Below are 22,798 nucleotides of genomic sequence, written 5' to 3' on the forward strand. Positions count from 1 at the left end.
TTTTTTTGAATGCTAAAAATAGCCAAAATGATTGGGATCAACTGAAAATCAGCTATTTTTTATCAGAATATCCTTGGCCATAACCATTGGAACACTGATGTATTTTTTCTCCATATAATTCATTACACGAGCTAATACCTCACGGGAATTATCATCCATTCCCTCAATCTCATTGACAAATATCTTGTTCAATGCATTTTCTTTAATCTCTTTGATCCTTTGTGGAACTTCTCGCATGGCGATCTCCACCCGACGCTGTTTTAATACAGGCTTGAACTCTTCAATATTCTGGTCAATGATACGCTCTGCATTAACAAGCTCATCATATCTTTCCTTTAAATTATTGTTTGCTATTTCCTGCAGACTGTGAACCTCGATAAATGTAACCGGATTTTTTTCGAGCACTTCGGGGCTGGTATCATTCGGAACAGCCAGATCAACTATTACTTTTCTGGAAGTATCACCATTTAAAAGTGACTGATAAATATCATTGGTTATGATTGGCTCAGTTGCACTGGTACAGGTAATTATAGCATCGAAGCCCCCTTTATAGGTTTTTAAGTCTTTGAGGCCAAAAGCCTTACCTCCCAATTCTGCAGCAAGCATTTCAGCATTCTCAATACTTCGGTTAAAGACCGCAAAGTTTGAGTACTTATGTTTTTTAAGGTATTTGGAAATGTTACGGTTGGTTTCTCCTGCCCCAACAATCAAAATTCTTGCGTTGGTACACATTTTAAGCTCACGGAGTTTGCGATATGCCAGAGAAACAACTGAAATTGGCTTACGTGCAATGCCTGTATTGGTATAAACTTCTTTTGCTGTTTTAACAACCCGGCTCATGATCAGGCGTAAATAATCACCGGTAAATCCGGAAACGCGACAGGTTTCATAAGCCTTACGCACCTGAGCAAGAATCTCCTTCTCGCCAACAACCAGACTTTCAAGTGAACATGAAATTCGGAGTAAATGATTGAGAGCTTCTACATCTTCATAAACCACTACCTGTTTCACAAAGGTATCAACCTGATCTTCGGAAACCGGCAGGTTAAGTGTCTTAATAAAGTCCTTGACAAAAGAAGCATCAAGGTTTTGATCGGCTGTAAATACAAATTCTACACGATTGCAAGTACCCAGATAAAATATCTCAGGTATATCAAACTTTGCTTTGACACTTTCGAGACTACTTTCCAAACACTCATTACAGATAACAAACTTACCTAAATCTTTGAGGTCGACGTACTTATGAGTAAAGGCAATAACTTTTAAATACTTCAAGTTGCTAATCCTAAATAAAAAACCAATACAAATGTAACATATAAGCGATTTTCAATGTGTCACACCTTTGTAAACACACACGTTTAGAAAGATTATAAATAACACACCAGTGCCGAAAAACCGAAGAAATAAGAGCCTAAGCTAAAGAATTAAACCTATTGTAATGTCAGGGATTCCTCCTTTTTATAGAAGAATTGTCCGGTTAAAATTATAAACATCCCGATCATAATTGAAACATCGGCCAGGTTAAAAATTCCAGTCTGAAACAGTCCCAGATCGAGGTGCAGGAAGTCGGTAACTGAACCATGTACGATACGATCATAAAGATTACCTGTTCCACCACCTATGACGAAACACCATCCTACGATCTGCAAATTGGATAAATCTCTTTTGACCAGAACCATGTATAAACCATAAACAAGAAAAATAATGGGAAACACTGAAAGCAGGATAATACGAAAGAAATCCGGAAGCGCACTTCCCGCACTTAAAAATGCACCGGTATTTTCGACTTTAGTTAAAGTGAACCAATTACCGAAAATGCTAATTACCTCGTTGTGACCGACTTCATTTCTGACAATGATTTTTGAGACCTGATCAAAGCCAAGGTTCAACATGATGATCAAAATGATCATCGCATTACTTATTTTACTCATGCTCAGGCTCCAGCCAGTTACCATCATCCCGGATGATCCCGATCAGTTCATCGAGTGCATTTTCTGTGTTTACATTCTTCTTGACAACTTCTTTACCCCGGTAGAGTGTAATCTTACCCGGACCGGTACCCACGTATCCATAGTCGGCATCAGCCATTTCACCCGGACCGTTCACAATACATCCCATAATTCCTATTTTAAGTCCTTTGAGATGATCAGTACGGCTTCGAATCATTTGGGTGGTGATCTGAAGATCAAACAAGGTTCTTCCGCAACTCGGACAGGAAATATATTCGGTCTTGGAAATCCTTGAACGGGTAGCCTGCAGGATTCCAAAGGAGGTTGAAAGTATCGTTTTAGCAGAAATATCAGGTGCATCTGCCCAAATTCCATCACCAAAACCATCCAGCATTAATCCACCGAAGTCAGTTGCAGAATATAATTGAAAGTTCTCGTTGTTTGTTGTCTGTTGTCTGTTGTCTATTGTCAGGCTGGATTCATCGATCTGTAAATCCGATTTGCCGGGTAACTGATAACCGGTAACTGGTAACCCATAAGACCGCTTAATTATCACAGGCATTTCAAGCCCCATTTCCAACAGTTTAAAAAATGCCTGACGCTGATCCTGTAATCCGCAGATTGATTGAGTTTCAAGCACAAAAACCAGAGTATTATCCAAAGGAATCTCATTGAAAAGATCCGATTCAATATCTGTACCCGAGATTGCAACCAGATTCAAAGAAGTATCACGTACCTCTGCAGTAACATATTCTTTAAGAGTATAGTAAGGATGGCAATTGCTTTTATTTTGAAGCACTTTCCAGGTTGAATAATTGTAAAGCTGCTTCAGATTCCCCGGAAAATTAAAAGACGGAAGTTCATCAGCCAGATAAACAAAATCGGTGGACTGCTCCGCCATATTATACTTATCAAGCAGGGCAGAATACAGATATCCCACTTCGGACAAAATTGCCGGATCCTTAAGATTTTTCTTTGAAATATCAATTACCACCCGTGGAACCTGATGCCCTCCTATAAAGGTATTGAGTTCAGACGTATGGCGTTTTTTGTATTCATACGGATTATGTGTTATCAGTTGTCTGTTGTCTGTTGCCGGGCTGGATTCCTCTGATAACCCGATAGCTATCGGGTGATAACTGGTAACTGATAACTGATTACTGGCAACTGATAACTGATAACTGCTAACAGATAACTCTCTCCACTTATATCTATCAGCTAAGGCAATTGCAACCGGTGTTTCAAACTCAGGATCTTCGGTCAGGGATACACGAATGGTATCTCCCAGTCCATCCTCAAGCAAAGCACCAATTCCCACAGCAGATTTGATCCGGCCGTCTTCGCCATCACCAGCTTCGGTCACGCCGAGATGAAGGGGATAATTCATTCCCTCTTTCACCATGGTTTCTACAAGCAGGCGATATGCCTGTACCATGACCTGAGGATTGCTGGATTTCATCGAAATAACAAGGTTATAATAGTTCAAATCCTCGCACATCCGCATGAATTCCATTGCCGACTCGACCATGCCACGGGGAGTGTCCCCATAGTGGCTCATGATCCGGTCTGAAAGCGAGCCATGATTGGTTCCAATCCTCATCGCAGTCCCGTATTCTTTACAAACCTTTACCAGAGGGGCAAATTTCTTGTATATTCTTTCAAGTTCTGCCTGATATTCAGCGCTGGTGTATTCAAAATTTTCAAAGCGCTTTTTATCTGCATAATTACCAGGGTTGATTCGCACTTTTTCAACAATCCGGGCAGCTTCTTCTGCAGCATTGGGAGTAAAATGTATATCGGCAATCAGAGGTACATCATAGCCCCTGTACTTCAATTCCTTTTTTATGTTAGCCAGATTTTTTGCTTCCTTAACACTTGGGGCAGTAATCCGCACATATTCGCAGCCGGCATCAACCATGCGAATAGATTGCTCAACCGTACCAATGGTATCCATGGTATCTGTGGTGGTCATACTCTGAATCCTGATCGGATTGTGAGCACCCATCGGAATATGACCGATCGTTACCTCACGGGTTAAAAATCTGGAATAAGTATTTAGTGAATTACAATACTTGCCATCAAGGGCAGGAAAAGTGTTTTTAGTCATCCAGCGAAATCAAAATTTTTCAAAAATACATATTATAGGGGGAATGTTGGATTGGGACTAGCGGAAATTTTCCTGTGGTTGGTTCTCGCTTTCGCGAGAATGACAAGTGTTGTTAGGGGTTAGGAGATTACAGCCTCCGCTGGAATCGAAATGCGAACCGTATAATAAATTCCTGTGCTTGGTGTTATCCCACAATTATGAATAAATCTGCCAGAAAAGTATTATATTCATTTTAAAACTTATTCAAATTGAAAAGAAGAAATTTTCTAAAAACATCTGCAATCGGCTCTGCCGTTATAGCTTCTTCGGGATTATTATCCTTTCAGTCGGGAATGGCTAACATAGCACCTGGCATTCCATCTATAAAAAATCCATTAAACCTGTATGGTTCCTTAGAACCAGTTCTTGAAGGAATCCGGGCGAACAATCCTATGGATCTGACCGTTGCAAACTGGAGAAAAAAGAATCCAAAGGGCAGTTATAAAAAATGGCAGGCCGCAGCCAGAAAATGTCTACTGGAGGGACTGCACTATAACCCCGGACCATTAAACCTGGCACCAGAAGTGATTCAAAAAGAAGACAGGGGCACCCACACTTTCGAAAAAATACTTTTTAATACTACTCCATGGCATCGGCTTGAGGCTTACCTCTTATTGCCAAAAGGAATTAAAAAACCAGTTCCGGGTATCGTTGCACTGCATGAATGGGGAGGCCCTATGGGCTTTGGCAAAGACCGGATCGCCAATGGCGGGAAGGATCATGAGCTATTGGTGAAACATCGTAAAGAATACTATGAAGGTGCCTATTTAACAGAAGAACTGGTTAACAGAGGCTATGCTGTTATCGTTATAGATGCACATCATTTCGGTGCCCGTGTTCCTAAAGGCATCAATGGAATACCTCTTAACTTTGATCCTTTTTCATTATCAGCCGGGGAATACAATCAGTTTGATACTAAGATCCGTGATCTTTTATATTATGGTGTAAGGCAGTTAAATTGGGCGGGGACTACCTGGGCAGGCATAAACTACTTTGACGATTCAAGATGTATTGATTATTTAGCTACCCGCCCGGAAGTGGATATGAAAAGAATGGGAGTAACAGGCTTATCTGGTGGAGGATGGAGAACCAATATCCTTGCGGCACTGGATACACGGATAAAGGCTTCAGTAAGCGTTGGATGGATGACTACCGGCGACACGCAGCAACATTATAATCTTAGCGGCGCTGTTGGAAGCTTTTGTTTATTGCCGGGAGTTTTGAACAGGATGGATATTCCGGATCTTGCAGCTATGAGTGCTCCAAATGCTTGTATGATTGTAGTGGGTGAAGAAGATCCCCTTTTCCCGGAAGAAGGAAAAATGAAAGCCAAAGCAGAAATCCAGTCCGCTTTCGACTGGGCAGGAAAAGGCGATAACACTTCATTTTATTCTCCTAAAACGGTACATAATTACAATCGGGATATTCAGGAAAAAGCGTATGCCTGGCTGGAAAAACATCTCAAAGGTTAAAGAATTTTCTTTTATTGATTATTCTGCAGGATTACATTATTTAGCCTGTTTAGATATAAGAAAGGGTTAAATAATACGGTTATAAATGGTCGGATAAGGGTATGGGACAAAAATATTTTGATTTTTGAAACCAATACCTGCGTGTTATAGGCCAGTTCAGCCCTTTCCTCCGAGGGTAGTTCCGGCATGAAATTGCGTTCAATTTCAAATTACGAATAGCCGGAAGCTACCTCCTCCGGCAAGGTTTATTTTACCCGGAGCTGTTTTTCATAGGGACAGGCAGCCCGGCGCTGCTGGTGCGCACGCGCCGCACGTTCCAGGAATTAAATAAAGAAGCACACGCGACACGAGTGCACTAGCAAGGATTGGAATCCAGATTGGAATTTTTTATAATGACCCTGAAGGGGTCAAATGTTTATAGAATTATATTAAAACGGAGATTCGACCCTGAAGGGGTCGCACGTGAGAATTTTAAATACATACGACCCCTTCAGGGTCGGAAAACGGAGGTTTACGGTGTTTCTATAAACATTCGACCCCTTCAGGGTCGAAGAACAAAAACCTTCACCGGACACTAGTGATTTGCGCATTAAAACCCCATCGCATACAGAATAATATTCACCCCAAACTTGGTATTATCTTCTGCGTAAAAACGCTTATTCCTGAAATCATAATCCCACTCGCAACCATAATCCTTATTGCTGTAAAGCACGCCAATGCGGCCGTTTATTTCAATAGCTTTCAAATAATCATGAACCAGGTCATCACCCCAGCCATTCAGCTCAAAGGAAGTAGTTGGAGGCCCCTTTTCAAATTTGAAAAAGGATCGGTAGATCTCATGGCTATTGGGTATTTTCTTCAAAGCTGCAGGTCCGAACAATGAGCTCATCTGTGCTTCAAATGATTTTGCAAAAAGGCCGTCTATGTCATGATTACAATCATCCACAAAAACGAAACCCCCATTCTCCACATATTTCTTAAAGTTGGTCTTTTCCTGCTGATTAAACTGAACCAGCTTATGTCCGCTGAGATAAGTAAACGGATACAAAAACAGCTCACTATCAGCCAGATCCACAATTTTTTCTTCCTGATTTATAGGAACGGTAGTATACTCCACCAGTGAGTTCAACAGATTTGCAGGCATACGCTGATCGGTATCCCAGTTACCTGAGCGATATTTTATTCTTGCAAATATGAACCTTGAACTAAACATTCAACTAAATTATTGCTATAATTATTCCGAAAAGAGTTTTCGGGGCTATTTTATGTAAATTAGCTGATATACCGACATAAATTCTCCTCGTTTCAACCAATTTATTTTTAATTTTCCCAATTATTACATTCCGCTAACCAGCAATCATTCAGAATTTGGAAATTTCAGAGAACAATATTAAAACAATCCTCGCTAAACTTCCGGGATTAAAAAAAGAGGTTCAAAAAGTAATCGTAGGACAAGACCAGGTATTGGAGGAACTGATCATTACTTTAATGGCAGGTGGTCATTGCTTATTGGAAGGAGTTCCCGGACTTGCCAAGACCCTGATGGTCAAAACACTTTCACAGGCGCTTGACCTATCATTCCGAAGAATACAATTTACACCCGATCTGATGCCGACCGATATAATAGGCACCGAGATTCTGGAGGAAGACCATGCAACCGGAAAACGCTTCTTTAAGTTTAACAAAGGTCCCCTATTCGCAAATATCATCCTTGCCGACGAGATCAACCGGACACCTCCTAAAACACAATCTGCATTGCTTGAAGCTATGCAGGAATTTGAGGTAACCTACGGCGGACAAACTTATCCTCTGGATCGTCCTTTCTTTATTCTGGCAACTCAAAATCCAATTGAGCAGGCAGGTACCTATCCATTGCCGGAGGCACAGTTAGACCGCTTTCTTCTTTTTGTTAAAATCGGTTATCCGAACGAGCAGGAAGAATATGGAATTCTGAGCAGCACAACGGGTTCAAAAACACAAACGGTAGAACCTGTTTTAACCGGAGAAGAGATTCGGCAGATTCAATCCCTGGTGCGGGATGTAAGTATCAGCGATGACCTGATAAACTATGTTGGAAAGCTGATTCGTACAAGCCGTCCGGATACAACGACATCAGATTATGTTAAAGAATGGGTAAGATGGGGCGCCGGTCCACGTGCCGGGCAGGCACTGATCCTGACCGCAAAAGCCAGAGCACTTTTAAAAGGTCGTTATGCCGTGATCATGGAAGACCTTCATACCATGGCCTACCCTGTTTTAAGACATCGTATCCTGGTAAATTTTAAAGCCGAAGCCGAAAATGTGAGTACTGACATGGTAACCGCCGAACTGATCAGAACGATCGAAAGACCAAAGATCAGTGTTTAGAGATTCTACAAAAGATAAGTACTAATATTCTAATGAAATCTCTCATGTCCCACATCTCATATCTCATATCTCATGTCTCATATCTCATATCTCCCATCTTGTATGAGTAAATTATTAGACCCGAAAGTCTTAATGGCTATAAAAGACCTGTCGCTGGCAGCAAAAACTGTAGTCGATGGGTTCATGACGGGGATTAATAAAAGTTCAATAAAAGGCCCCGGACTTGAATTCAGTCAGTACCGAAGCTATCAGCCGGGTGATGACCTACGTTGGCTCGACTGGAAAATGTATGGACGTTCTGATCGTTATTATATACGGGAATCAGAGGTGGAAACCAGTATTTCGGTCAGGTTCCTGATCGATGCCAGCGGATCAATGAACCATGAAGACGGAGGGGTAAGAAAAATCGACTATGCCCGCTATCTTGCTGCTTCATTGGCATATCTTGCCAATTTGCAGGGAGATGCTATTGGCCTGTACGTTTTCAATGAGGATGGCTTATTTTCACTGGCTTCCCGTCAGGATTTTCAGCATCTGGCCCGACTGTTTCATCAGCTTGAAGGAATTAATGCAGGAGGAAAATTCACCAAACCCATCCACTATAAAGACATTTATTCCGGTTCCAGAAAAAGGGAATTACTGGTCTTTATTACTGATTTGTACGAACAGAATGGAGAGATCTTCCATTTGCTCGACACTCTTTCGGCATTGAAAAACGAACTTATTGTTTTCCATCTTATGGGGAAAAATGAACTCGATCTGGATTACAAAGGTTACACTGCAGTTGAGGATCTCGAAACCGGCGAGACAGTTAAAATTGATGCAAACACTTCAAAAAATACCTATCAGGAGAACCTGGAAAAACACCTTTCCGATTTAAGAATGAATTTGCTCGACAGGCAGATCAATTACAGACTGATCAGTATAGACCAGCCTTTGGATCAGACACTCCGTGATTTTTTAAATCAACGAAATAAATTAAGGTCCTAAATGTTCCAGCTTCTTAACCCCATATGGCTTTTTGGAATCAGTGGAATAATCATTCCATTGCTGATCCATTTATGGAATGTTAAAAAGGGAAAAACACTAAAAATCGGCAGTGTGAGCCTGCTCGGAGAAAGTTCCAGGCAGAACGCCCGCAGTCTGCGCCTTCTGGATTTACTTCTTTTATTATTACGTTGCCTTCTGATAATAATTGTTTCAATGTTACTGGCAGAACCTGTGTGGATTAGTTCAAATAGTCCGGCCCAGAAAGGAGGTTGGATTCTGATTGAAAAGGATAATTTTACAGAAACCTATTCCAATTTTCAAAAGGAAATAGACTCTCTGGATCAGGCGGGTTATGATCTCCATTTATTTGAAGTGGGGTTTAAAACTGAGGATCTTAATAAACTTAAGGATTCCGAAATCATCAGAGACAGTACTGCCGCTCAGCTTTCCTACTGGTCGCTTCTCCAAATGCTGGATCAGGAAATCCCATCCGGCAAAGAGGCCTATATTTTCACAGCAAACCGGCTTAATCGCTTCAAAGGTGAGCGCCCTGAAATTGTCACCAAACTCGACTGGAAAACTTATACCCCTAAGGATTCCAGCGCCAAATGGATAGAAAATGTCTGGTTTACTAATGACTCAATTAGGGCAATTATAGCTCAAACTGAACCAAAAGGTCTAAGGAAGATTCCTGCAAATATTGACCCATTAAATAGAAACACAGCATTTACCCTAGATATTCAGGATGGCATTACGAGTCTGAGCTTTAAAAATATTTCTGCCTCTGAGCAAAAGCCTGTGCGCGTCGACACTTCCACAATCCATATTGCCTTTTATACAGATAATTTCAAAAAGGATGCAGAATACCTGAATGCAGCAATCAGAGCAATTCAAAAATATACTCAAAGAAAGATCGAATTAAGTCCGGTCAAATCGGGATTAATAAAAGGTGATCACAACATTGTATTCTGGCTTTCTGAAAAAATGCCGGCTGAATCTCAGATTAAAAAGCTCAAAGCAGGTTCATCCCTGTTTATTTATCAGAAAGGTAAAACTGAGGAAATAAACAGCCTGATCGTATTGCCGGAACATTCATTGCAAAAAGAAGAAATCAAGCTACGAAAAAGAGTACTCATAACTGAACGTTCAAAAAATAATTACGCAGTCTGGGAGGACGGATTCGGGCAGCCATTACTGGATCTGGAAATCACAAATAAGCTAAAACTTTACCATTTTTATTCCCGCTTCAACCCAGAATGGAATGGACTGGTTTGGGATGAAGATTTTGCAAAAATCCTGGTACCACTAATAATTCCAAAACTCCAAAACTCGGTTTCTGATCCTTATGACAGCAGATCTATAGCTGAATCATGGATTATCCCGGCAAGGGCAGAAATTAAATCGGGAACCGTAAAAAAAAATACTGAATCAGATCTGAAAGATGTATTCTGGATAAGCCTGATACTCCTTTTTCTTTGTGAACGCTGGCTATCATTCAGAAAAAATTTAAACTGAGATGGGGATTATGGCAGGGAAACGATATATCAGTAAAATCAGGAAGCTCTGGATCAGTTCATGGCTGCTTTCTTCGATTTTAATTGCCGCATCGATCGCTGTTCTGAACTTCTTCGTCTGGTCTGAATTTGCGCAGGTTTCTTTCTGGTGGATTCCGGGAATTTTTATTCCCCTGGCGACCGGATTGGTCATGAGATCAGGAATTTTGAATCTTAGCATGCATGAAGTTACCCGGCTGTTAAACCAAAGCTATCCTGAGCTTGAAGAAAGTTCGAATCTGTTTCTAAAAGCAGAAAATACCCTCAACATGCTTGAAAAACTTCAAATCAGGAAAATTGAACCCGAATTAAGTACTGTTAAAGCTCCTGCTTCAATCTATCGCCGCCTGAAGATCTCTACTTTGATCTTTTTCGCTTCCCTGATTATTTCATTGATATTAAGCAGGTTTGACCTGCTTAACAAAATCGATATCGCTCAGATAGCAGGAAAAAGCTCAGATCTGCCTGAACTAAAAGAGACCCTGCTCCCCGGCATCGAATCGCTCAGCCTGAAGATCAATCCACCGGCATACACCAAAATGTCATCTAGAATACAAAAACAATTTTCAGCAAAACTTGAAGAAGGCTCAGTACTTAGCTGGAAAATTGAGACTAACCAGCCGGTTAAAAGCCTGGAATTCATTTTCAATGATAAGCAAAGCATAATTCTGCGTGCGCTGAACAAAGAAAGGACAAAATGGGCATTCAACAAAAGAATAGACAGCGCCGGATTTTACCAGCTGAAAATGGATGGTAAACTTTCAGAACTCTACAAACTTGAAGTGATAAGGGATCAGCCTGCTGTGATCAGAATCATTAGTCCGGCACAATACAGCAGCATCGACATCGGTGAGCCGAAAAAGACTCTATTAAATGTGCAGATCAATGATGATTACGGGATTGAAGATGCATTTATTTCGGCAACCATAAGCCGTGGCAAAGGCGAAGGTGTACAGTTTAAAGATCAAAAAATCAGTCTTGCCGCGTCATTTGGTGGTGACCGGCAATATCAGTTTAAGAAAACGCTGGATCTTGTGTCCATGGGAATGGCTCTAGGCGATGAATTATATTTTTTCATCAATGCAAAAGACAGCCGGAAGCAGGAAAGCCGTTCAGATGTTTACATCGTCACCATTCAGGATACGGCTCAATTGATGAGTATGGATGGTATGCTTTCTGGAGTAAATCTGGTTCCGGAATATTTCAGAAGCCAGCGACAGATCATTATTGATACTGAAAAACTGATCAAAGAAAGGTCACAAACCAGTGAAACAGAGTTTAAGAACCGTAGTAATAACCTGGGCATTGACCAAAAACTTTTGCGTATGCGTTATGGCAAATTTCTTGGTGAAGAAACAGATGAAGAGATTGGAGAAGAACATGAAGATCATGTGGAAAATGAAGCTGCTGATTTTGGCAATGCCGAAAAAATGCTGGACGGTTATGCTCACAAACATGATATTGCTGAGGATGCCACCTTCTTCGAACCTGAACTGAAAGCACAGCTTAAAGCAACTCTGGCTGAGATGTGGAGTGCTGAATTACGATTGAGGACGTACAAAGTGGAAGAGGCGCTGCCTTTTGAATATAAAGCCCTTCGCCTGCTGAAAGATCTGCAGCAAAAATCAAGGGTTTACGTCGCCAAAACAGCATTCAAGGCTCCTCAAATTAAGGCAGAAAAAAGGCTTAGCGGCGAACTAGACAAAATCACACAGCCTTTGGCTGAACGGAAATCAACAAAGGCAGATGACCGGCAAAACTCAGTAAAAAGAGCTACCGCAGTGCTTGCACGTTTAAAAAATGGCGACAATCTGAGCGCTCAGGGAAGTAAAATCCTGAAGGATTCAGGAACTTTACTCGCCGAAAAAGCCTCTGCAGAACCGGCAGAATTTCTGAATGCATTGACCGCCTTAAGGAGAATCATGACTACCGATAGTAAAGCTAAGCTTGCAGATATTCTTAGTGTTGAAGCTGCTTATCAGAAAATGATCAGGGATGAGATGAAAGTACCACAGGCTAAGAGTACCGGATCGGGATCGGCACTTTCTAAGGAGTATTTCAATAACTTAATTCGGAACAGACCTTAATATGGAGAACAGCTACATCATCATATCAACACTTGTTCTGCTTGGATTTCTTATATTGAAAGAGATCCGACGAAAGAATAAGGCTAACCTGATCTTCAGGGTTGCTGCTAGTTGTCTTGCTGTTATTGCCCTGATCTTTATCGCAATTCCCATTACTTACCAGAAGAAAGCAGAGCCAAAGGATGAAAATACCATTGTTTTAATCACTGAAGGATTTCAAAAAGATAGTCTTAATAAATTTAAAAATACACCAGTCTTCACTACAAATCCTGCGGTAGCTAAGGGTAATAAATCTGTCAAACTGATACCGGATCTGGCGGGCTTTCTGGCTATGAATCAACAATTTTCTAAATTTCACGTTCTGGGCTATGGACTTGAGGCTCAGGAATTAGAAATGATACTGGATAAGAATCTGCTTTTCCACCCTTCTCCCCTGCCTTCAGGCTTGCAGTCTGTTCATTGGAACAACACTATCAAATCAGGAGAGCAGCTTGTGCTGAGCGGGAATTACCTGAACACCGATAGTAAACCGGTAAAACTGATACTAAAAGGTCTGGGAACGAATTTAGATTCAGTGAGCATTCCTGCCAGCAAGTCGGACAATTTTCAGCTAAAAACCATTCCAAAACACCTGGATAAGGCTATTTATGCTTTGATCAGCATTGCTGAAAAAGACACCATTCTGAATGAAAAAGTACCGGTATTCGTACAAGTTCAGGATCCATTGAAGATTCTCATTCTATCCTCCTCTCCTGATTTTGAAAATAAATTTTTGAAGAACTGGCTGTTTGAAAATCAATATTCTACCGCTGTACGCTCAGCAATCAGCAAAAATATATTCAGTACCGAATTTTTAAATAGTACAAGGATCAATCTGGATCACATTACGCCTTCTGTTCTTGAAAATTTCGATGTACTTATCAGTGATCCGGATGAATTATCGGCCCTGAGCTGGGCAGAGAATCAGGCCGTACAAAATCAGCTTAACAATGGAATGGGGCTCATCATGATTGCTGACAGTCTGAATAAAGGCAAGGGGTTTTTCAATAGAATTTTCGATGCCAGATCATTTGTTCGGGCAGATGAAAAAGCGATCAGTCTGAACTGGGATGATTACCATACAAAAAAAATGACACTGGGCTCTTCAGGCTCATTCAGAATACTTCCAAAAGATGGGAATCAGGCACTGGTAAAGGATGATAAAGCCAACATCATTGTAAGCAGTAAATTATTCGGAAGAGGCAAGATCCTGCTCAGCAGTATTAATGATACCTATACCTGGATACTTGGGAATGATCTCAAATCCTACTCTTCCTACTGGTCAAAGCTTATCGGGGATATTGCGAGGATGAAAGAATTAAATTCAGTTTGGTCATTAAAAGAGCCTTTACCGATGATTAATCAGGAAACATTAATCATGATTGAAACCGGTTCTGATTCTATTCCTGTTGCGAGCTCAGATGGTGAACTGTTAAAATTCGCCCAGGATGCGGCTCTGGGATTCCAATGGACTGCCCCTTACTGGCCCCGGAAAACAGGCTGGCATTTACTTGAGACCGGCAAGTCTCCTGACTCAACTCAAAGCTGGTTCTATGTATTCAATAAAAATGACTGGGCATCCGTAAATGCAGTAGAAAAAATAAAAAATAATAGAAAATTCGCAGAAGAATCCTTTTCAGAAAACAATGAACAAAACAGTTTAGAAAGATATTACCGCGAGCCAGTCCCGCCAGTATATTTCTTCATATTATTTCTACTTTCTTGTACATATTTATGGCTTGAGGCAAAAAAGTTTTAACTTCAAAAAATTAAAAATCCCGAATCTGGTTCGGGGAAACTCTACTAACCAATTAACAGGAGGACAACGTATTGAAAAGAAGTGAATTTCTCTACCTGAGTGGAATGGGAGCCGGTGCATTCATGCTTCCCGGACTATCGCTCATGGGTAATCCAATTGATCCGGCGCAGGCTTTGGACGGCATGGATGTCAGAATTAAAAAAGCGTTAGCCGATGTGGCATTGAATGCTGCACGTTCAAAAGGTGCCAGCTATGCTGATATCCGTATTGGCCGGTATTTAAACCAGTTTGTTGCTACGCGCGAAAACCGGGTGCAGGGAGTGGCTAATACTGAGTCGTACGGAGTAGGAATCCGCGTTATTGCTGATGGCTGCTGGGGCTTTGCCTCATCAAACAATGTCGAAAAGGAAGATATTGCCAAACTCGCCGAAAGGGCTGTGGCTGTAGCAAAGGCAAACGCTAAAATTCAGGGAGAGCCTGTGAAACTTGCCCCTCAAAAGGGTTATGGTGAGGTTAGCTGGAAGTCTCCTATCGAGCGGAATGCTTTTGAAGTTCCGGTCAAGGAAAAAGTAGATCTGCTTCTTAGCGTCAATGCCATTGCGATGCAGGGCGGTGCCAGTTTTGTCAATTCGGTTATTTTAGCGGTAAATGAGCAAAAATATTTTGCCTCTACAGATGGTTCCTATATTGATCAGGATATCCACAGAATCTACCCGAACTTCACAGTGACCAAGATCGACCGCAGCAGTGGTAAATTCGATACTATACGCTCATTAAGTACCCCGATGGGCATGGGTTATGAATATCTTGAACCTAAAGAAAGCAGTAAGGTCAGAGGAATTGTAACCCGATATAAAGATCGTTACGACATCCTTGAAGATGTGAAAGCAGCCACAGCAAATGTGGATGAAAAAATGAAGGCCAAATCGGTTGAACCTGGTAAATATGACATGGTTCTCGATCCATCCCACCTATGGCTAACCATACACGAATCTGTGGGTCATCCTACCGAGCTTGATCGTGTTCTTGGATATGAAGCCAATTATGCCGGAACCAGCTTTTTAAGCCTGGAAAGAATGAATTCCAAAAAATTCAACTTCGGAAATAAACTGGTCAATGTTGTAGCTGATAAGACACAAAAAGGTTCTCTCGGAGCTGTTGGCTATGATGACGAAGGTGTTGCATGTAAAAAATGGGATATTGTGAAAGATGGCATTTTGGTCAACTTCCAGGCTACCCGTGATCAGGCACATGTGATTGGGTTAAATGAATCACAAGGCTGCTCCTATGCCCAAAGCTGGCAGGATGTACAATTCCAAAGGATGCCGAATATTTCTTTACAACCCGGAAAAGCGAAACTGAGTGTAGACGACATGATCAAAAATGTAGAAAAGGGTGTTTACATCATCGGTGATGGATCTTTCTCTATTGATCAGCAGCGCTATAATTTCCAGTTCGGCGGACAGATGTTCTACGAGATCAAAGAAGGTAAGATTGTTGGAATGCTTAAGGATGTGGCTTATCAGTCGAATACCCAGGAATTCTGGAATGCCTGCGGGGCAGTTTGCGATGAAAGTGACTACCGTTTGGGTGGGGCCTTCAATGATGGCAAGGGTCAGCCAAGCCAATCGAATGCAGTTTCACACGGTTGTTCAACCACACGATTTAATGGAGTTAATGTTATAAACACAGCTAGAAAAATTTAAGATATGGGCATATTAAGTAAAGAAGAAGCTCAGGCAATTCTGAAAAAAGCATTGAGCTATTCTAAAGCAGATGAGTGTGAAGTTAGCCTGAACGGCAGCGAGGGCGGCAACATCCGCTATGCGCGCAATGCGGTTTCAACTGCAGGCGATATGAGTTCTATGGGACTGGCAATCAGTTCTACCTTCGGCAAAAAAACCGGTTCAGCAACGATCAATGAATTTGATGATGCCTCACTTGAGAAGGTTGTCAGAAGATCCGAAGAACTGGCCCAACTGGCACCGGCAAACCCGGAATACGTATCACTTGAAGGACCAAAAACCTTTGCCGAGTCCATCACTTTTAATCCGGCAACTGCTGCAGTCAATCCCGATATCAGGGCTGAGGCAGTTAGAAAAAGTCTGGAGGTAGCCAAAGCTGCAAATCTTGAAGCAGCCGGATTCCTGGAAAATACTACCAGCTTTCGGGCAATCATGAATTCGAAAGGACTTTACGCATATAATAAGGATACGGATGTCTCATTTTCTGTAACCACCAGAAATCAGGCAGGTACCGGCTCAGGATACGTAAGCAATAGTTTTAACGATATCTCAAAACTGGATACTCTGGCACTAACTAAAATTGCTGCAGGTAAGGCTAATGGCTCGGCAGGTGCAAGGGCCATAGAACCCGGAAAATATACAGTCATTCTGGAACCGCTTGCTGCCAGTGACATGCTTTCTAACCTGGTCAGGGGATTTGATGCACGTGGTGCCGAAGAAGGCAGAAGCTTTATGAGCAAAAAAGGCGGCGGAACCCGACTTGGAGAGCAATTATTCAATGAGCAGGTTAATATTTATTCAGACCCCTTTAATCCTGAACTTCCGGGAGCAACCTGGAATGGTGATGGACTTCCCGTAGAGCGGACAAGCTGGGTTGAAAAAGGTGTAGTTAAGAACCTGAGTTATTCACGCTTCTGGGCACAAAAAAAGGGTGTAAAGGCGATTCCAGGTGCCGGTAGAATCATCATGGAAGGTGGAACCGCATCATTGGAAGACTTAATTAAAGGTACTGAAAAAGGAATTCTGGTAACCCGTTTCTGGTATATCAGAAGTGTAGATCCTCAAACTTTACTGTTAACAGGATTAACAAGGGACGGTACGTTCTATATTGAAAACGGGAAAATTATGTTCCCAATCAAAAACTTCAGATTCAATGAAAGTCCGATCATTATGCTGAATAATGTGGAGGCTCTTGGAAAAGCTGAACGAAATGGTAACATGATCGTTCCGCCAATGAAGATCAGGGACTTTACTTTCTCTTCCCTCTCTGATGCAGTATAATCATAACAATATTAACCATTGATTAAAAAATTATCGTTATGAGAAGAAGAGATTTTCTATATCTGTCAGGAGTTGGAGTCGGAGCATCAATGCTGCAATCGCTACCGGTCATTGGCCGGGATATCGCGATGGAAGATGCATTGATCCCTATTGATACAGCCCTGAAAAAGCGGCTCGCTGATGTGGCCTTGAATGCTGCAAGATCAAAAGGAGCAACGTATGCAGATGTAAGGATTGGAAGATACCTGAATCAGTTCTTAACTACCCGCGAAAACCGCGTTGAGAACATCAGCAATAGCGAATCCTATGGTATGGGTATCCGTGTGATTGCCAATGGTAGCTGGGGTTTTGCCTCCATTGATCAGTTAACAGAAGATAATATTGCCCGTGCGGCAGCAACAGCAGTTCAGATTGCAAAAGTGAATTCAAAACTGCTTACTGAGCCGGTAAAACTTGCCCCCCAAAGAGGTTATGGCGAAGTCAGCTGGAAAACTCCGATTGAGAAAAATGCCTTTGAGATTCCGATCAAAGAAAAAACTGAACTTTTGCTTGCGGTGAATGATGCCGCTATGAAAGGTGGTGCCAATTACATCAATTCATCCCTCTTCCTGGTCAATGAGCAGAAGTACTTTGCTTCAACCGAGGGTTCCTATATCGATCAGGATGTACACAGGCTCTGGCCAACCTTCACAGTGACCAAAATCGATCCGAAATCAGGGAAATTTGAAACCCGGAATTCGCTCAGTTCTCCAATGGGTATGGGTTATGAATACCTCATCCCGAAGAAAGAAGAAGAGATCGACGGATTATTTACCATTTACAAAAATCGCTATAATATGCTGGAGGATGTGACCACTGCAACCAGGCATGTTGATGAAAAGCTAAGATCCAAACCTGTAGAAGCGGGAAAATACGATCTTGTGATCGATCCCACTAATTTATTCCTGACCATACACGAATCTGTAGGTCATCCTTCAGAACTCGACCGTGTACTTGGTTATGAAGCCAATTATGCCGGAACAAGTTTCCTTACTCTGGATAAATGGGAGAGCAAGAAATTCAATTTTGGAAGCAATATTGTCAATTTCGAAGCCGATAAAACTCAGAAAGGTTCATTAGCAGCAGTTGGTTACGATGATGAAGGTGTAAAATGTAAAAACTGGGATATTATTAAGGATGGTATACTGGTCAATTATCAGACTATCCGAGACCAGGCACATATTCTTGGCCTGCCAGAATCACAGGGATGCTGCTATGCCGACAGCTGGAGTAGTGTACAATTCCAACGCATGCCAAATGTTTCTTTGAAACCAGGAAAAGCAGCACTCAGTCCGGCGGATATGATCAAAAATGTTGAGAAAGGGATTTACATTTTTGGACGTAACTCCTACTCAATCGATCAACAGCGATATAACTTCCAGTTCAGCGGACAACTTTGCTTTGAGATCAAAGACGGAAAGATAGGCGGACTGTTGAAGGATGTTGCTTATCAGGCAAATACCCAGGAATTCTGGAATGCCTGTTCAGCAATTTGTGATGAGAAAGATTATCGCACAGGAGGATCCTTCTTTGATGGAAAAGGACAACCAAGCCAGGTGAGTGCGGTATCACATGGTTGCTCTACAACATTGTTTAAGGGGGTGAATGTGATTAATACGGGGAGGAAAATCTAGAATTTAATGGAGAGTTGAGAGTGGAGAGTTGACAATGGACAGTTGACACCCGATATTCCATTTCAGCACAATCCCTGGGCACCTTGCTTATCCCCCTCTAGAGGGGGCAGGGGGAGGTATTGGATCAATCCTCCCCCTCCATCGCTCAAATCTTACGCGCCCCCCTCAAAAGGGGGACAATAATCCTGGTTCATTGTCTATTATTCTTTCAAAACCACAATCCGATAGGCATCGGGTTAAGAATTAAAGAAATGTCCATCTTAGTTCGGGGCGGATCGGGGATGACAGCGAGTTAGTAATATTTCAATATCAACAGACATCTGGCAACAGATAACTATTAATCGGGATGATAAATAAGATCGCATCGGATATTAAAAATCAGGATGCGATTTTTTTTGAATAAATTTTTCAAATCATTGTACAGATTCTTAAAAAGAACCGGATCTCGGAGATGTAACTTTTTACACTACTTTATGTCTGATATTAATATAAATCATAGCATAAATTATTTATATATTTATTCTAATCCAATCCGCTTCTGACGGTGTCTTTACCCTCAATGCGGCATTCCTAAACTAACCAATTAGATGAAAAGAAGAGATTTTATTTACCTGACGGGCATGGGCGCTTCTGCAGCCATGATGCCCTCAATTCCGGTATGGGGCCACGATGTCCCTCTGGATGCTGCATTGGACCGGATCGATCCGGCATTGAAAAAGCGAATGGCCGATGTGGCACTAAACGCCGCAAGATCACGCGGTGCTACTTACACTGATGTCCGCATCGGGCGATATCTAAACCAGTTTGTCGTAACCCGGGAAGACAAAGTTCAGAACATTGTCAATACCGAAAGCTATGGTATGGGTGTCAGAGTAATTGCCAATGGCAGCTGGGGTTTTGCAGCTACCGATAAAATGGACACCGACAGCATTGCTAAAGCAGCAGAACTTGCTGTTGCAATCGCCAAAGAAAACTCACGTTTGCTAACAGAACCTGTTCAGCTAGCCCCTCAAAAGGGTTATGGAGAGGTTAGCTGGAAAGCACCAATAGAAAAGAATGCCTTTGAAGTCCCGATGAAGGAAAAAGTGGATCTTTTACTTTCAGTGAACGATGCTGCTTTGAAAGGCGGAGCGAATTATGCCAATTCAATCCTCTTTTTAGTAAACGAACAAAAATATTTTGCCTCTACTGATGGTTCCTATATCGATCAGGATGTACACAGGATCTGGCCAACGTTCTTCCTGACCAAGATTGATGCGAAATCAGGTAAATTCGAAACCAGAAATGCATTAAGTGCACCAATGGGAATGGGTTATGAATATCTTCAGGCCGGTCCGGAGAATAAAATAAAGGGAATTACAACCCTTTACAAAGGTCGCTATGATATGCTGGAAGATGCTAAATCTGCAGCAGAGCAGGTGGGACAGAAAATCACAGCCAAATCGGTTGAAGCCGGTAAATACGACCTGGTTCTGGATCCTTCACACCTTTGGTTAACGATCCATGAATCTTCAGGGCACCCAACAGAGCTGGATCGTGTACTCGGTTACGAAGCAAATTTCGCAGGAACCAGTTTCTTAACTCTCGATAAATGGCAATCCAAGAACTTCAAATACGGCAGTGAACTGGTCAATATCCAGGGTGATAAAACACAACCGGGATCTCTGGGTGCTGTAGGTTATGACGATGAAGGGGTAGGTACCAAAAAATGGGATATCATTAAAGATGGAGTACTGGTAAATTACCAGGCGATCCGCGATCAGGCTCATATTGTTGGCTTAAATGAATCGCAGGGTTGCTGCTACGCCGATAACTGGAGCAGTGTTCAGTTCCAGCGTATGCCAAATGTATCCCTGATGCCGGGCAAACAGAAGAAAAGCATTGATGATCTGATCAAAAATGTCGAAAAGGGGATTTACATCATTGGTGATGGTTCATTCTCCATCGACCAGCAGCGCTATAATTTCCAGTTTGGCGGACAGTTGTATTATGAGATCAAGGAAGGTAAAATTGCCGGAATGCTTAAGGATGTTGCCTATCAGGCCAATACCCAGGAGTTCTGGAACGCCTGCAGTGATATGTGCGATGAAAGCGATTATCGCCTTGGCGGCTCTTTCTTTGATGGCAAAGGACAGCCGATGCAAACCAGTGCGGTATCTCATGGTTGTGCGACCACACGCTTTAACGGAGTTAATGTAATTAATACAGCTAGAAAAATCTGAGGATAAGATCATGTCAATATTAAGTAAAGAAGAGGCACAGGCTTTATTAAAGAAAGTGCTCAGCTATTCCAAAGCAGATGAATGTGAGGTTAACCTCAATGGTTCTGATGCCGGAAATATACGTTATGCCCGCAATTCGGTTTCTACAAGCGGAGGAATCAGCCAGAATACCCTGGTTGTATCCTCAGCCTTCGGGAAAAAACTGGGTGTAGCCACCATCAATGAGTTTGATGATGAATCTCTTAAAAAAGTAGTTCAAAGGGCTGAAGAAACAGCGATGCTCGCGCCCGAAAATCCGGAATTTGTATCATTTCTGGGTCCGCAAACCTATCCCGCCTCCCCAACGTTTGTACAGTCCACCGCAAATATGGGCCCGAAAGAACGTGCTGATGCGGTAGCGGCAAGCTTGCAGATCTCAAAGGATAATAAACTCAGTGCTGCAGGATTCCTGGAGAACAATACCTCCTATGCGGCGATGATGAATTCAAAAGGTTTGTTTGCCTACAATACATCCACAGGTGTCAGTTTTAATGTGACCTTGCGCACAGAAGATGGAAAAGGTTCTGGCTACGCCACCAAATCATACAATGATTTCAGCAAACTGGACGTAAAAAAGGCAACTGCATCAGCAGCTATGAAAGCAGCTAGTTCTGCATCTGCCAGAGCTCTCGAACCGGGTAAATACACCGTAATTCTTGAACCTGCAGCTGCCCTAGTGTTACTGGAAAATCTGTTTTTTGGTATGGATGGCCGTCAGGCGGATGAAGGAAGAAGTTTTATGAGCAAACCCGGCGGACTAACCAAACTGGGTGAGAAATTGCTGGATGAGCGCGTAAATATTTATTCAGATCCTTTCCATCCTGAAATGCCAACCAGTACCTGGGGTGGCGATGGAAGACCGCAGGAAAAAATAAACTGGATTGAGAACGGTGTGATGAAAAATCTGTTCTATTCGCGCTACTGGGCACAGAAGAAAGGTATAAAAGCCACTCCGGCACCCGATGCCGTGATCATGGCAGGAACAGATCAATCTCTGGAAGACCTGATCAAGGGCACAGAAAAGGGCATTTTGGTTACGCGTTTATGGTATATCCGCAGTGTGGATCCTCAAACAGTTTTGCTTACCGGATTAACCCGCGATGGTACTTTTTACATCGAGAATGGAGAGATAAAATTCCCGGTAAAGAACTTCAGATTCAATGAAAGTCCAATCATTATGCTCAACAACCTGGAAGCTCTGGGTAAACCTGAACGTACAGTAAGTGGCGAATCGAACACGAATGCATTAATTCCGCCGATGAAGATCAGGGACTTTACGTTCTCTTCTCTCTCTGACGCTGTATAGCTAATCCCTGCGATAGGACTCTGTGTTCTTGGTCCTGTGGTCGGTGAGAACACGACCACAGGACCTTAATTTCACTATCTTAGTTTCAGATGATTGGTGAGAGAGTGGTTCGTGATAACACCAACCATAGGGTAATCAGTATTTTCCCATATTGAATTTCCAAGTATTTT

General features: G+C 42.1%; 15 protein-coding genes. 11 read left to right on the top strand and 4 right to left on the bottom strand.

Features of this window, described 5'->3' with window-relative positions; genetic code table 11:
• Positions 1–48: 48 nt before the first annotated feature.
• The 3 genes from hemA to ispG all read right to left on the bottom strand — a co-directional run bounded on the left by hemA (position 49) and on the right by ispG (position 4,056).
• Positions 49–1,275, bottom strand: coding sequence for a glutamyl-tRNA reductase (gene hemA, locus Q8M41_RS04985; RefSeq protein WP_305364145.1), 1,227 nt, complete (start codon positions 1,273–1,275; stop codon positions 49–51).
• A 155-nt stretch (positions 1,276–1,430) separates the two neighbouring features.
• Positions 1,431–1,931 (bottom strand): signal peptidase II, encoded by a 501-nt coding sequence (lspA, locus tag Q8M41_RS04990; RefSeq protein WP_305364146.1) that lies wholly within the window; start codon positions 1,929–1,931, stop codon positions 1,431–1,433.
• On the bottom strand, positions 1,924–4,056 hold the full coding sequence (gene ispG / locus Q8M41_RS04995) for a (E)-4-hydroxy-3-methylbut-2-enyl-diphosphate synthase (protein WP_305364147.1): 2,133 nt from the start codon (positions 4,054–4,056) through the stop codon (positions 1,924–1,926). Before ispG ends, lspA begins: the two co-directional genes overlap by 8 nt.
• Positions 4,057–4,304: 248 nt before the next feature.
• Here ispG and Q8M41_RS05000 point away from each other — a divergent pair, with 248 nt between their 5' ends.
• Entirely contained in the window at positions 4,305–5,567 is a 1,263-nt protein-coding gene (locus tag Q8M41_RS05000; protein ID WP_305364148.1) for a dienelactone hydrolase family protein, read from the top strand.
• A gap of 589 nt (positions 5,568–6,156) precedes the next feature.
• Here the strand turns inward: Q8M41_RS05000 and Q8M41_RS05005 are convergent.
• Complete coding sequence (locus Q8M41_RS05005; RefSeq protein ID WP_305364149.1) at positions 6,157–6,780, bottom strand: DUF4159 domain-containing protein; 624 nt, start codon at positions 6,778–6,780, stop codon at positions 6,157–6,159.
• 155 nt (positions 6,781–6,935) lie between these two features.
• On the opposite strand from Q8M41_RS05005, the gene Q8M41_RS05010 reads away from it, so the two are divergent.
• The 10 genes from Q8M41_RS05010 (at position 6,936) to Q8M41_RS05055 (ending at position 22,628) form a co-directional block, all read left to right on the top strand.
• Positions 6,936–7,934 (top strand): MoxR family ATPase, encoded by a 999-nt coding sequence (locus tag Q8M41_RS05010; RefSeq protein WP_305364150.1) that lies wholly within the window; start codon positions 6,936–6,938, stop codon positions 7,932–7,934.
• Between the two features lie 102 nt (positions 7,935–8,036).
• On the top strand, positions 8,037–8,924 hold the full coding sequence (locus Q8M41_RS05015) for a DUF58 domain-containing protein (RefSeq protein WP_305364151.1): 888 nt from the start codon (positions 8,037–8,039) through the stop codon (positions 8,922–8,924).
• Positions 8,925–10,439: a BatA domain-containing protein gene (locus Q8M41_RS05020; RefSeq protein ID WP_305364152.1), complete on the top strand. Its 1,515-nt coding sequence runs from the start codon at positions 8,925–8,927 to the stop codon at positions 10,437–10,439.
• A 10-nt stretch (positions 10,440–10,449) separates the two neighbouring features.
• Positions 10,450–12,564 carry a hypothetical protein gene (locus Q8M41_RS05025; protein WP_305364153.1) on the top strand — a complete coding sequence of 705 codons (2,115 nt, stop codon included), beginning with the start codon at positions 10,450–10,452 and terminating at the stop codon, positions 12,562–12,564.
• Position 12,565: 1 nt separating this feature from the next.
• Positions 12,566–14,362 (top strand): hypothetical protein, encoded by a 1,797-nt coding sequence (locus tag Q8M41_RS05030; protein WP_305364154.1) that lies wholly within the window; start codon positions 12,566–12,568, stop codon positions 14,360–14,362.
• A 71-nt stretch (positions 14,363–14,433) separates the two neighbouring features.
• Positions 14,434–16,068 (top strand): TldD/PmbA family protein, encoded by a 1,635-nt coding sequence (locus Q8M41_RS05035; protein WP_305364155.1) that lies wholly within the window; start codon positions 14,434–14,436, stop codon positions 16,066–16,068.
• A gap of 3 nt (positions 16,069–16,071) precedes the next feature.
• A complete protein-coding gene (locus Q8M41_RS05040) occupies positions 16,072–17,388 on the top strand; it encodes a TldD/PmbA family protein (RefSeq protein WP_305364156.1) in 1,317 nt (438 codons plus the stop codon).
• Between the two features lie 38 nt (positions 17,389–17,426).
• Entirely contained in the window at positions 17,427–19,061 is a 1,635-nt protein-coding gene (locus Q8M41_RS05045) for a TldD/PmbA family protein (RefSeq protein ID WP_305364157.1), read from the top strand.
• A gap of 587 nt (positions 19,062–19,648) precedes the next feature.
• Positions 19,649–21,283 (top strand): TldD/PmbA family protein, encoded by a 1,635-nt coding sequence (locus Q8M41_RS05050; protein WP_305364158.1) that lies wholly within the window; start codon positions 19,649–19,651, stop codon positions 21,281–21,283.
• A gap of 10 nt (positions 21,284–21,293) precedes the next feature.
• Entirely contained in the window at positions 21,294–22,628 is a 1,335-nt protein-coding gene (locus Q8M41_RS05055; RefSeq protein ID WP_305364159.1) for a TldD/PmbA family protein, read from the top strand.
• Positions 22,629–22,798: the final 170 nt, after the last annotated feature.

The sequence above is a fragment of the Daejeonella sp. genome (assembly GCF_030684675.1).
Taxonomy (GTDB): domain Bacteria; phylum Bacteroidota; class Bacteroidia; order Sphingobacteriales; family Sphingobacteriaceae; genus Daejeonella.

Coding starts and splice junctions, on each gene's coding strand:
- lspA (WP_305364146.1), bottom strand. CDS start 1,931: ATGAGTAAAATAAGTAATGCGATGATCATTTTGATCATCATGTTGAAC.
- ispG (WP_305364147.1), bottom strand. CDS start 4,056: ATGACTAAAAACACTTTTCCTGCCCTTGATGGCAAGTATTGTAATTCA.
- Q8M41_RS05005 (WP_305364149.1), bottom strand. CDS start 6,780: ATGTTTAGTTCAAGGTTCATATTTGCAAGAATAAAATATCGCTCAGGT.
- Q8M41_RS05015 (WP_305364151.1), top strand. CDS start 8,037: ATGAGTAAATTATTAGACCCGAAAGTCTTAATGGCTATAAAAGACCTG.
- Q8M41_RS05020 (WP_305364152.1), top strand. CDS start 8,925: ATGTTCCAGCTTCTTAACCCCATATGGCTTTTTGGAATCAGTGGAATA.
- Q8M41_RS05025 (WP_305364153.1), top strand. CDS start 10,450: ATGGCAGGGAAACGATATATCAGTAAAATCAGGAAGCTCTGGATCAGT.
- Q8M41_RS05030 (WP_305364154.1), top strand. CDS start 12,566: ATGGAGAACAGCTACATCATCATATCAACACTTGTTCTGCTTGGATTT.
- Q8M41_RS05040 (WP_305364156.1), top strand. CDS start 16,072: ATGGGCATATTAAGTAAAGAAGAAGCTCAGGCAATTCTGAAAAAAGCA.
- Q8M41_RS05045 (WP_305364157.1), top strand. CDS start 17,427: ATGAGAAGAAGAGATTTTCTATATCTGTCAGGAGTTGGAGTCGGAGCA.
- Q8M41_RS05050 (WP_305364158.1), top strand. CDS start 19,649: ATGAAAAGAAGAGATTTTATTTACCTGACGGGCATGGGCGCTTCTGCA.
- Q8M41_RS05055 (WP_305364159.1), top strand. CDS start 21,294: ATGTCAATATTAAGTAAAGAAGAGGCACAGGCTTTATTAAAGAAAGTG.